Origin of the sequence: Gorillibacterium sp. CAU 1737 (assembly GCF_039888655.1) — a bacterium.
In the GTDB taxonomy this organism is placed as follows: domain Bacteria; phylum Bacillota; class Bacilli; order Paenibacillales; family NBRC-103111; genus Gorillibacterium.
Genome location: NZ_JBDQQO010000014.1, coordinates 55,384 through 66,957 on the forward strand (window position 1 = coordinate 55,384; position 11,574 = coordinate 66,957).

9 protein-coding genes are annotated in these 11,574 nt (G+C 54.3%); all 9 read left to right on the forward strand.

The features are described from left to right. Positions 1 to 107 precede the first annotated feature (107 nt). Positions 108 to 1,469 carry a radical SAM/SPASM domain Clo7bot peptide maturase gene (gene ctpM / locus AAFN83_RS20740; RefSeq protein WP_347772949.1) on the forward strand — a complete coding sequence of 454 codons (1,362 nt, stop codon included), beginning with the start codon at positions 108 to 110 and terminating at the stop codon, positions 1,467 to 1,469. Further along, on the forward strand, positions 1,462 to 2,106 hold the full coding sequence (locus AAFN83_RS20745; RefSeq protein WP_347772950.1) for a hypothetical protein: 645 nt from the start codon (positions 1,462 to 1,464) through the stop codon (positions 2,104 to 2,106). Before ctpM ends, AAFN83_RS20745 begins: the two co-directional genes overlap by 8 nt. Beyond that, the gene (locus AAFN83_RS20750; protein WP_347772952.1) at positions 2,091 to 2,594 is read left to right on the forward strand and encodes a GNAT family N-acetyltransferase; all 504 of its coding nucleotides are present in this window, start codon (positions 2,091 to 2,093) and stop codon (positions 2,592 to 2,594) included. Before AAFN83_RS20745 ends, AAFN83_RS20750 begins: the two co-directional genes overlap by 16 nt. After that, positions 2,578 to 4,311, forward strand: a complete 1,734-nt coding sequence (locus tag AAFN83_RS20755) for an ABC transporter ATP-binding protein (protein ID WP_347772954.1) — start codon at positions 2,578 to 2,580, stop codon at positions 4,309 to 4,311. The genes AAFN83_RS20750 and AAFN83_RS20755 overlap by 17 nt, the downstream gene beginning before the upstream one ends. A 25-nt stretch (positions 4,312 to 4,336) precedes the next feature. Continuing rightward, a complete protein-coding gene (locus AAFN83_RS20760) occupies positions 4,337 to 6,811 on the forward strand; it encodes an FtsX-like permease family protein (RefSeq protein WP_347772956.1) in 2,475 nt (824 codons plus the stop codon). Between the two features lie 9 nt (positions 6,812 to 6,820). Further along, positions 6,821 to 7,525 carry an ABC transporter ATP-binding protein gene (locus AAFN83_RS20765; RefSeq protein ID WP_347772958.1) on the forward strand — a complete coding sequence of 235 codons (705 nt, stop codon included), beginning with the start codon at positions 6,821 to 6,823 and terminating at the stop codon, positions 7,523 to 7,525. 104 nt (positions 7,526 to 7,629) lie between these two features. Further along, complete coding sequence (locus AAFN83_RS20770; RefSeq protein WP_347772960.1) at positions 7,630 to 8,220, forward strand: ComEA family DNA-binding protein; 591 nt, start codon at positions 7,630 to 7,632, stop codon at positions 8,218 to 8,220. Positions 8,221 to 8,323: 103 nt separating this feature from the next. Beyond that, entirely contained in the window at positions 8,324 to 8,836 is a 513-nt protein-coding gene (locus AAFN83_RS20775) for a deoxycytidylate deaminase (protein ID WP_347772961.1), read from the forward strand. A gap of 115 nt (positions 8,837 to 8,951) precedes the next feature. Beyond that, positions 8,952 to 11,540 carry a ComEC/Rec2 family competence protein gene (locus AAFN83_RS20780; RefSeq protein ID WP_347772962.1) on the forward strand — a complete coding sequence of 863 codons (2,589 nt, stop codon included), beginning with the start codon at positions 8,952 to 8,954 and terminating at the stop codon, positions 11,538 to 11,540. The last annotated feature ends 34 nt before the right edge of the window (positions 11,541 to 11,574 follow it).

Genomic DNA, 11,574 nt, shown 5'->3' on the forward strand with positions numbered 1-11,574 from the left:
GAAGCGGCTGTACGGCGCGAATGCGTACGGATGCACCCGCTTTGCGCCCAGCCGTCTTCATTCTGTGACGGAACATACCAATTTAATCTTACGGGGGGAAAAGGCGAATGAAGGTATCCAGGTATAACATGTTTTGGACGCTGGAGGATGGGACAAAGCTTGCCTTTAACAGCATGACCTGTGCTCTCGCAGAGGTGAACGAGGATTTTCTGTCTATGTTGGATCGAGCACCGGAGCTTGATTATGAAGGGCTCGCGGGCGAGGAGAAGGATTTGGTCGATCAGATGCTCCTCGGCAACTATATCTTAAAGGACAGCTTTGACGAGTTGAAAGTGATCAAGTATCGTCATTTTGCCGGTAAATTCAACTCGGACAGTCTCGGGCTCACCATCGCTCCAACCTTGAGCTGTAATTTTGGTTGTCCCTACTGTTATGAGAATCCGAAGAACGGCATGATGAGCCGAGAAGTACAGGATGCGCTGGTCGAGCTGGTGAGCGATGCTGCCAAGCAGCGAAAGGAAATCAGCATCACCTGGTATGGGGGAGAACCGCTTCTGGCTAAGGGAATCATCGCCGATATGTCCGAGCGAATGATTCGGGTCTGTGAAGAGAATGGGGCAAGCTACGGAGCATTTATCGTCACGAACGGATACCTGCTGGATGATGAGACCATCGCGCAGTTCAAGGAATTGCGGATTAACGGGGCGCAAATCACCTTGGATGGTCCAGCCCGAATTCACAACACCCGCCGCATGCTGAAGACGAGTGACAAAGGAACCTTTGACGCCATTCTGGCCAACACCCGCAAGTTGAAGGAGAACGGTATTCAAAACATCAGCATTCGCATTAACGTGGACAAGACAAATGTAGATTACATAGAAGAGCTGCTGGATATTTTGATTGATAACGACTTGAAAGACGTGGGCATTGGCCTCGGACATGTCAATGCTTATACCGATGCTTGTACTTCGGTGGCAGATGCCTGCATGAACACAGAGGAGTATGCCCGCAAGAATGTGAAGTATCAGGATATTCTTCATCGCAAGGGCTTCAGTGCAGGCGGCTATCCCTATTACCCGGGAATTAAAGCCAACTATTGCTGCGCAGATTCTACGAGCTCCTTTGTCGTTGACCCCGAAGGGTTCATGTATAAGTGCTGGAACGATGTTGGTTCTGTGGAAAAAGCCGTTGGACAAGTGCTTCGCCGTAATGAAGCGCCGGATGAGGATATGTACATGCGCAATGTGGATTACATCTTCTGGTCTCCTTTCGATTATGCCGAGTGCGTGGAGTGCAGCCTCCTCCCGGTTTGTATGGGCGGCTGTCCCTACAACGGGGCGCGCAATGGCTCCAAGCCCGAATGCGAGAAATGGAAGTACAACTTGGAGGACGTGTTGAAGCTGACCTATTTGCAAAAGAAGGACAGCCCGGAGCCCGTCTGCGTGGGAGATGCCTGCGGCTGTGAATGACCTCTTGGGGATTACCCTGACCGATCCTCGTGTTCTCGCTTATTTGGGCACGCAGGATCGTTGGATTCAGAAGATCCGGCTTCTGAAGGAGCAATTTTCCTTTTCGAAGCCGGTGGAGGTCATGCTGTTTGATGGCACAGAGGAGCTTGGCTGCTACCTGGGAATGGAGGTTCCGAATTGGGTGACGGGCACCTACTCCGACGGCAGGATCCTCATGCTGGATTACCCCGCCTGGGTGGATAAGCGGTCAGGGGAGTTCGGCCAGATCGTCGTTCATGAATTGACGCATGTCATTGTAAATGACAGGACGGCCTCCCGCTGCCCACTCTGGCTTCACGAAGGTCTCGCGCTCCACTTTGCGGAACAAACGGCCTCCATGTGGATTGAAGAGGATTGTTTCTCCAAGGAGGATGCCTATCAGCTCGATTATGGAGACGAGCACCTATACAACCTGTGTGGGGCATTGATCGATTCCTTGATTGGCACATACGGACTGAAAGCCATTCTGTCGAAGCTCTCTCCAAAGACCAACTTCCAAGAGGATGATTGGCTGGGAGTAGAGGCAATGAAGGGCGTAATAAGGCAGTTAAAGCAATCGGTGACGGGAGGGGCGATTTCAACATGTCATTTGCCATAAGAACAGCCGTACCGGATGACCTGCCTTTGGTGGCCGAGCTGTGGAGGAAGCTCTCGATCGACCAGTTGAGCAAGGATCCGTATTACAGGGGAAGCTTTGAGTTTTCCAGTGGAGAGGAGCAGTTCTACGAGGCGCTGCGAAACACAGATTGTCGGATCTTTATGGCGGAGGAGAACGGAGCGGTTATCGGCTTCATTGAAATATGGCTTTACCCGGGTGACTTTTACTTTTTTGCAGACGACTATGCCTACATTCTGCACCTGTATGTGGAGGAGACAGAGCGGTCCTTCAAAACGGCTTTTCGGCTTTATAAGGCTGCAGAGGAATGGGCGATGGAAAAAGGCAGACGCTACCTGGCCGCGGATGTGTTCAGCCACAACCAAAAGGTCGTGAAGCTGCTGGAACATGTTGGGCTCAGCATTTATCGGACGCGACTGGTCAAACCATTAACGGGTGGAGACGGTGAAGGGCATGAAGCAGCTGATTAAGCGGATGATCCAAATGATGAAGGCCTACGCATGGTGGGAAGGAATCGGCTTTCTTCTAACGGTGCTCTATGCGCTGTCCGCTTTTGGATCCCCGATCGTATCCAAGTTTCTGATCGATGAAGTGATTCCGACGGATTCGACGCATAAGCTCTATTGGGGGTTGGGGTTGTTTTTTGTGGTATGCGTGTCCCAGCCCATCGTCGGATATTTCAAGGATCGTATCTTTCTTACCATTACTGAACGCGTGACGTACGATATCCGGGAGAAGATGTTCAGCAAGGTTCTGCGCGCACCTATGTCGTTTTTTGATCGAACCCATAAGGGGGATATCGTTTCGCGCCTCCTGAACGATGGACGGTCTTCAAGCCAGTTTATTACGAACTTTTTTGTCGTATTTATCAAAAACATTCTGATGATCATCACCATCGTCGTGGGGATGCTTTATCTTTCTGCCTCTCTAACGATGATTGTGGCGGGGCTGTTCGTCGTGTTCTTCGGCGTAAACTGGATCATCAGCAAGCGGTTCAACAAGCTAGCCCTCGAGCAGCAAGAAAACTATGACCGGATGTGTACGAGCATCAATCAGATGGCAGACTCGATTTTAACCATTAAGGCCTTTAGCGTAGAGCCTGACATACAAGCTCGCTTTCAAGCCGTACTCACTCGATGCTATAAGGCGAACAAAAACATCATGGCCTTGAATATTCTCCTGAACAACCTGGCGAATGTGCTGGTGGTCTTGTCTCTGTGTGTCATTTACGGGCTAGGTACGTTATCGGTCATGCAAGATACGATGACACTCGGAACGGTAATCGGGATGGGACTCTACTTTCAGCTCCTGGTTCAACCGGTCTATGAGCTTCTCGACAACAACATCGAGCTGAATAAGACAATCCCCATCTTTGATCGAGTATTCGAATATATGGAGATGGAGAACGAAGCACTGGATGGCCGAGAGGACGGCAGAGTATCAGGGGATATTCGGGTACATGACGTCTCCTTCTCTTACAAGGAGGAAGGCTCGGAGGCTCTCCGCGACTTGTCGCTCGTCATCCCGGGAAAAGGGCTGAGTGCTTTTATCGGCCCGTCAGGCTCAGGAAAGAGCACACTCGTAAAGCTGCTTCTGAAGCTGTATGCCCCGAGCTCGGGGAGTATTCGAATTGGCGAAGAGACTCTCGATCAGATCGAGACGAGGAGACTTCGCGAAAACGTCAGCTTTGTGTCACAGGACATTGATCTGTTGAATGCCAGCATCCGTGATAATATCCGGTGTGGAAATGCCGCAGTCAGTGACCAGGAGATGGAGCGTGTCTGCCGCAAGCTAAAGCTTCATGACAAAATCGCCGCTCTCCCGGACGGCTATGACAGCATCGTTACGGAACGGGTTAACCTGTCCGGTGGAGAGAAGCAGCGACTCTCCATTGCTCGGGCGTTGGTCAAGCGGCCTTCCCTGTTCATCTTCGACGAGCCGACCTCCGCGCTCGATCCCGAGAACGAGCTGATTATCCGTGAAACGTTGGAGGAACTGGCCCACGAGCATGCGGTCATCGTCATCGCCCACAAAATGACAACGATTGTCCACGCGGACACCATCTTTGTCTTTGAGGAGGGGCGCGTCGTGGAATCGGGCCAGCACGAAAGCTTGCTCGAAACCAATGGGCGGTACGCCGATTTTCTCCGCAATCCCGAACCCAATCCCGAAACCTGCATCGCATGATGTCCGTTTTCGACAGGAGGCCCTTATGCGCATTTTCGGAAAGCTGGCCTGGCGCAACATCAAACGGAAGAAGCTGCGGTTTCTTCTCGTTTTCTTAACCTTTTGGCTGTCGGCTCTCACGCTGATGGCCGCTGTTTTCTTCCGGGAAGCCGCCATGGATTCGCGGCTCGCCAGCCTGCGTGATCAAACCTTGAACAGCCAACTGTCGATCGTGTCCGCGAAGGAGAATGATCCGTATTTCGCAGTAGCTGAGCCGCTGGCTCACCTGAACCAAATCCCTGGCATTGAGCAGGCGAGCGTTCGGATCGGGGCGGGAGCCGCCCTTGTCGGTCAAATGGATGCGGAGGAGTTGTCCGTCATTGGGATTGACTATGCCGAGCAGATGAAGGTATTTCCGTTCTCGTTTGTTGAAAGCCAGGGGCTGGAGCCCTTTGCTGGGAAAGCGATCATCAGCGAAGCGACGGCCCATCGCGTTCACCTTGAGCTTGGAGGACGGATGGAGCTTCGTGCCGGAGACAGGCATGCGGTACTGACCATTGCAGGAATTGCTCCCGACAAGGGCATTTTTCAATACGAGGGAATGGTCTTTATCGCACGGGAGGAGGCTTCGAACCTATTCGATCGCGAAGGGCAAGCGACCTCCATCGGGCTTACGCTGAGGGACCTGGAGGAGCTGGGAGCCGTCAAGGCGGGTGTTCAGAAGGGACTTGATCCGGCGCTCAAGGTCCAACAAAACTATGATCTCGACTACTACGAAGCCTATGTCGGAACGGTCAGCATGGCCTTGACCATCTTCTCTGCCTTTGCGGTTTTTCTCACTCTGTACCTTACGTACTCGACCTTCAAGACACTTATTCAGGAACGGATGGGCGAACTGGGTACTTTGAGGAGCGTTGGAGCATCGAAGAAGCAGATCGTCGGAGGGCTGCTTCTGGAAAATGCATGGATCGCTTCGCTTTCTGCTGCGATCGGAATCGCGGCGGGAATCCCCATGACTCGTTATCTTCTGCAGAGCGTGACCGGGGAGGAAGCGGCCATCGCTATTACTGGCTGGAAGGTTCTGCTCCTGTACATGGGCCTTGTTGGGGCAGGGCTCGCCAGCGTTCTCTCGTCCGCTCTTGCTGCTGTTCGATTGTCGCTCGTGGAGAGTCTGAAAGGAGGCCCGAGAAGAGAAAAGAGCGCAGTTCGTATGGGCAAAACGATCATTGGCGCGGGGCTCCTGATTCTGGCTGTAACCTCTCTATTCGCTTACGGAACGACGAAAGAGGGGTTCGTGTGGTTAATCGCTGCTCTTGTGCTATTTGTCGTCGGATTCGTTCTGCTGCTTGAAGTTCTGCACCGGATGCTGCTGACGGGGCTCTCCCCGCTTCTCGCCTTGTTCGGTGCGGAGATTCGGCTTGCCGGTAAAGAGCTTAAGCGCAGTTATGTTCGATCCGCCGAGTCTCTCGTGCTGATTTCTCTTGTCATCGGCATTGCCTTTTTGAGCTTTCAGACCTCAGCACTCGTCAGAGAATCCTCTCAGGGCGTTTACGGAACAATGGATGTTGCACTAGCTGGAAGTATCCCCGGAGCAGGGCTTGCTCCAAAGCTTCAAGCGATAGATGGGGTGGATAAGGTCATTTCGCAGACGAGAGCGACTCGCCGTGTGGAGGGAATCAAGGTTGAACTCGCAGGAATTGATCCCGCTGACTATGGGGCGGTTGCTTTTGAATCCTTTGGCAGCTCCCCTGCGTCACATGAGTTTGCAAAGCTGCAGAAGGATCGAAGCCTTATCATCACTACGACATTCGCCAAAGCAGCTCATAAGAAGGTTGGGGATGTCCTGGAACTTCCGGGTGCAGCTGGAGGCTTGTCGTATCAGATCGTCAGCATCTGCAGCAGCTTTGAAAACATGGGAAAGGTTTTGTTTCTGCCTCGCTCGAATCTGGAACGAGACTTCGCAGGGGGGGACTCCAGCTTCTATCTGTTGAAGGCAAAGGATGGAGTTTCACCAGATGCGATGGAGAACGCTGTTCGCGGTGCGATCCCCGAGCAGGAATACAGCTCGCTCACAACGATCGATAGGATGATGGAAGCGAATGATGAGCAAAACGCAAAGCTGTTTCTTATCGTGGACCTGCTCTTTCTCCTTTCGGCTGGGGTCAGTGTGATCGGTCTGAACAATAACCTGATGCTGTCCATTCTGACCCGCAAGCGAAGCTTCGCCATCGAAAGGACCATCGGCATGTCTCAAACGCAGCTGCTTCGCACGATAGTGGGGGAAAGCTTGCTCCTTTGTCTGGAAGGCGGCCTCCTTGGCCTGTTGCTTGGCTGGGGCATGAATGAATACCTCGTGCGCATTCTCGCCTATCGTATAGGGGATTTGTCTGGACAAGGGAATCCTGCTTTTCTCCCTCTCCTGCTGATCTGTGCCGTATTCCTTGGTGCCGTGAGTGCGATTTTGCCCTATAGAAGCTTGCGGCGTATGGATGTTATTCCATCAATCAAAGGTGTCGAATAGGAGGAGCACATGATCATACTGGAAGGAAAAAAACTAGAGAAGTCCTTCGAGCTCGATGGAGGAATGGTGCCGGTTCTTCGCGGGGTGGATGTTGCCATTGAGAAGGGCTCCTTCGTTTCGATCGTCGGTCCCTCCGGATCAGGAAAGAGTACTCTGCTCTATGTGCTGAGCGGACTGGAAAATTCAACTCATGGAGAGGTTCGATTCGAGGGAAGCCCCCTCTCTTCTCTGGGGGATGCTGCCATGAGTAAGCTGAGGAGAACCCGCTTCGGCTTTGTTTTTCAGTTCTACAACCTGGTTCCGACCTTGACGGTCGAGGAGAATATTGCCCTGCCTCTGGAATTGGGCAACATTCGCGCAAAGGCATACCGCGATCGAGTGAGCGAGCTGCTGGAGCAGGTGGAGCTGACCGATAAGCGCAAGCAGTTTCCATACCAGCTTTCCGGTGGCCAACAGCAGAGGGTTGCCTTGGCTAGAGCTCTTGCGATTGATCCAGCTATTCTTTTTGCAGATGAGCCAACCGGCAATCTCGATACAAGAACTGGCGAAGAGATTCTCCGTTTGCTGCAGACGCTTAGTAGAGAGAGAGGCATGACGGTGCTTATGGTGACGCATGATGCCCATGCGGCCTCTTTCGGTGATCGAACGATTCGTTTATCAGACGGAAGGATTATCTGCGAAGAGGCTTGTCGGCTGGTTCGGACTGGGGTATAATGGAAGAAATCAATTGTGATCGGCGGAAGCACCGCCTTCTTTTCCCGGCAGGGAAACGAAGGCGGTGCTTTGTTTTACCAAGGGGCAAGAGGAGGAGACGGAAGATGGGGACGATGATCTTGCAATACCGGAAGCAGCTTCTTGTCGCGATGGCAGCGGTGCTGCTCGTGGCGGGAGGATTTTGGCTCGGGCGTGCGACCGATCGGCCGCCAGAGGAAGCGAGCGGGTTTACCTTGATGAATAACCAGATGGAAGCAGCTCTGGCCACGCCGGTACCGGCTGCGAGTGGAAAAGGAGCAGAGGCAACCCAACCGGTATCACCGGAAAGGGAGTCGCCCTCGGCTTCATCGGTTGAAGGGAACAATGCCGAGCTTCCGAGCGCAGATCCCTTATTGCAGGATAAGGAGACCGAGCAGGGCGTGGCTGCTGCTGTGCCTGCACCAGCGGGGGAGGCCTCTGCCGACTCGCAAATACCGGCAGCGGCTGCCCCCGACACGGGCTTGATCGACCTGAACAGCGCCACGCTCGAAGAGCTGATGGAGCTCCCGCGAATCGGGGAGACGAAGGCGAAGGCCATCATCCAGTACCGAGAGGAGCATGGCGGCTTTCGAATGGCAAGCGAAATCACAGAGGTGAAGGGGATTGGAGAGAAAACCTATGCCTCCTTCAAGGATCGGATCACGGTGAGAAAATAGAGGCGGGCCTTCTAAGCAGGAGGACGCGGCCTTCCGCTTCCCTTTTCCCGTGAGGTGTGAGAAAATAAGCACAAATTGGGAGTAAACCGCAGCAGGAGGAACTATGGCAAGAAAAAAAGATTGGGATACCTACTTTATGGATATCGCCTTCATGGCGTCGACCCGTTCTCAATGCCCTCGTCGCCATGTGGGGACTGTGCTTGTACAGGGCAAAAAGCTGTTGGGCACGGCTTATAATGGAGCGCCGATGGGCGTGCCGGACTGTAACGATGCGGGTTGCATGCTGACCGAGGAGTACGAGGTTCAGGTGGTGGACGGTGAAGAGAAGGTGGTCAAGAAGCAGCGCTGCATTCGGACCATCCACGCAGAGCAGAATTTGCTGCTCTTCACCGACCGGGCCGATCGGGAAGGCTCCACCGTCTATGTGACCGACCAGCCCTGCTGGACCTGTGCCAACATGCTGGCAAACAGCGGGATTAAGGAAATCGTCTATCATCGGTCTTATCCGAAGGACATGGACAAGGTGTCTCGCCTCATGGATACGAGGGGCATTGTATTTCGCCAGCTGGCGAATTACGAGCCTCCAGAAAACACGCTCACCGATATCATCAATTAAGAGAACACTCAAAATCGATTGCTTCACTTTGCAACGAGGGAAGAACCCCGCCTGAAGAATAGGCGGGGTTCTTTGTATGAGGACGGAGATTTATGAGGATGGAGTGTGAATTTCGATGAAGATCAGTCCATTGGTAAAGGGGACGCTCGCACTCCTCGCCGGATATTCAGCAGCAGCCCGATTCGGACCCGCTCCATCAGCGGGGCTGATGCTCGGCGTGTCCCTTCTCTTGATTGCGGGGTGGGGAGGAATTCAGCTCGTTTCCCGCAAGCGATTGCCGGCACAAGGCCATGCGCTTCGACATGGAAGAAGTCCTATTCAGTCGATGCTTCCTATACTATTGATGGTGATGGTATCCTTCCTGTATTACAGCTGGTTTGACTCGGCCAATCAAAGCGACCTGCAGGAGAAGACAGCGGCTTCGCTCGATGGAGCGACGATCGAGGCGACCGGAACCCTCCTCACTCCGGTCGAAGTGGATGGGGATCGTGCCTCCTTCTATTTGAAAGGGACCTCCGCATCGGTGCAGGGAGCGCCGGAAGTGGAGGTCGAGGAAAAGCTTCGGGTCACCGTCCGCCTCCTGCGCGAGGAGGAGCAAGCCGTTGCGGCTGCTTGGAGACGGGGAGACCGGGTTCATTTGACCGGCACCTTACGGAAGCCGGAGCCCGCCCGCAATTACGGCGGGTTCGATTACCGTTCTTATCTGCGGCGCCAGCACATTCACTATCTCTTAAGTGTAAAAGGGACAGACGGGATCGTTCAGTCCGGCAAGGAGGCCGGATGGCTCTCCCTGCTGCCCATCCAGCGAGCCGTTGATGAACTTCGAGAGAAACTCAGCGGCTCGATCGAAGCGGTATTCCCGGAAGACCAGGCGGGGTATATGAACGGTTTGATCCTTGGGATCACAGATGGAATTGAACCTGATCAGTATGAACAGTTTTCCGAGCTGGGGCTTACGCATCTTCTGGCCATCTCCGGCCTCCATGTCGCGGTGTTCGTGGCGGCCTTCCTCGGCCTTTTTCGGCTTCTCCGTCTGCCCCGGGAAACGGCTCAATTGATCGTGATGGTGCTGCTTCCGTTCTACGTCTTGCTAACCGGCGCGGCTCCCTCCATCATGAGGGCCGGACTGATGGCGATGCTGGCCTTGTACGCCGCTCGCAAGAACCGCCTCAAGGACGGTCTCCATCTCGTATCCCTAACCGCGCTCCTCATGCTGCTTGTCCATCCGTACTACTTGATGGATGTAGGCTTTCAGCTGTCCTTCCTGGTAACCGCGGGGTTGATCCTCGGTGTTCCTTCCTTCTCTCGTCTGCTGCCGGTGAAGAATCCTCTCCTGAATGGAACCCTTTCGGTGACGCTTGTCGCCCAATTGGCGTCCTTTCCTCTAACCGTTTATTACTTCAATCAAGTCTCGTTCTTGTCGCTTCCTGCAAACCTTTTGCTCGTCTCCATCGTCAGTTACGTAGTGACACCCGGCGGGACGCTGGCCATGCTGGCCGTACTTGTCTATCCAGCGGCCGGTGAATGGATCGCTTGGCCGGTCGCGCTGGTGAATCGGGCTTCCTTCCGCCTCGTATCCTGGATGAATCAGGGCGCGCATGTTCGCTTGATCTGGCCTTCTCCCCCTGTCGGCTGGATCCTGTTCTATTACGCTGCCTGCGCCTTGCTGCTCGCCGCACTGGCGAGAGAGCAGGCCGCCCGCCGCCGCAGAAAAGCGGGCATTCGGCTGCCGGAGCGGTTCGGAAGCGGGAGAGGGAGAACAGGCTTCCCTCTCTCCCGGGTCCGAAACGCTTCCGCAGCGCTGTTCGTGCTGGCTCTCGGCTGCGGAGGCATCCTCCCTGGAGGGGAGCGTGCACAAGCGGCGACCGTCTCCTTCCTGGATATTGGACAAGGCGATTCCATCCTGGTGACGACGCCTGCGGGCAGGCACCTGCTCATCGACGGGGGAGGCGCCTTGACCATCAAACGCGCCGGAGAGGAATGGAAGCAGCGCCGCGATCCCTACGAGGTAGGGAAGAAGACGCTCGTCCCGCTGCTCAAAAAACGAGGCATCGGGATACTGGATGCCGTATTCGTTACTCATCTCGATGAGGACCACATCGGCGGCTTAATGGCGGTGGTCGAGCAGCTCACTGTGCGCAAACTTGTGTTTAATGGTACTCTGAAGAATAGTCCGATGGCCGAACGGCTTTTTCGAACCGCGGAAGAACGAGGAATCCCGCTCTATCAGGCTGGGGAAGGTTCTCGGTACCGCCCGGATGACGACACGGAGCTCGTCTTTCTAGGTCCCCCCGCTCCGACAGGCGAATTGAAGCTTGCTGCAGAGCAAAATGAAGTTTCGCTCGTCTTTCTATTGAAGCTCTACAATCGAACCTTCTTGTTCACCGGCGACATGGGGCAAATAACAGAGCGCGAACTGATCGCCAACCGGAACGTTCTTCCGACTGGAGGATATCCCATCGATGTGCTCAAGGTCGCTCACCACGGCAGCAAGCATTCTACCGGAATCGGGTGGTTGTCTTATTGGCAGCCCCGCTTTGCTGTGATCTCCGTGGGTAAATCCAATTTATACGGACATCCCTCGGCGGATACGCTCACCCGGCTGAACGAGGCAGAGGCCTCTGTCCTCCGAACCGATGAGAGGGGAGAGGTCCGGTTTCGCGTCACGCGAGAGGCGCTTCATGTGGAAACAAGGCTGCCCTAGAGCAGGTATGCAAACACGTTCTAGAACGATTTTC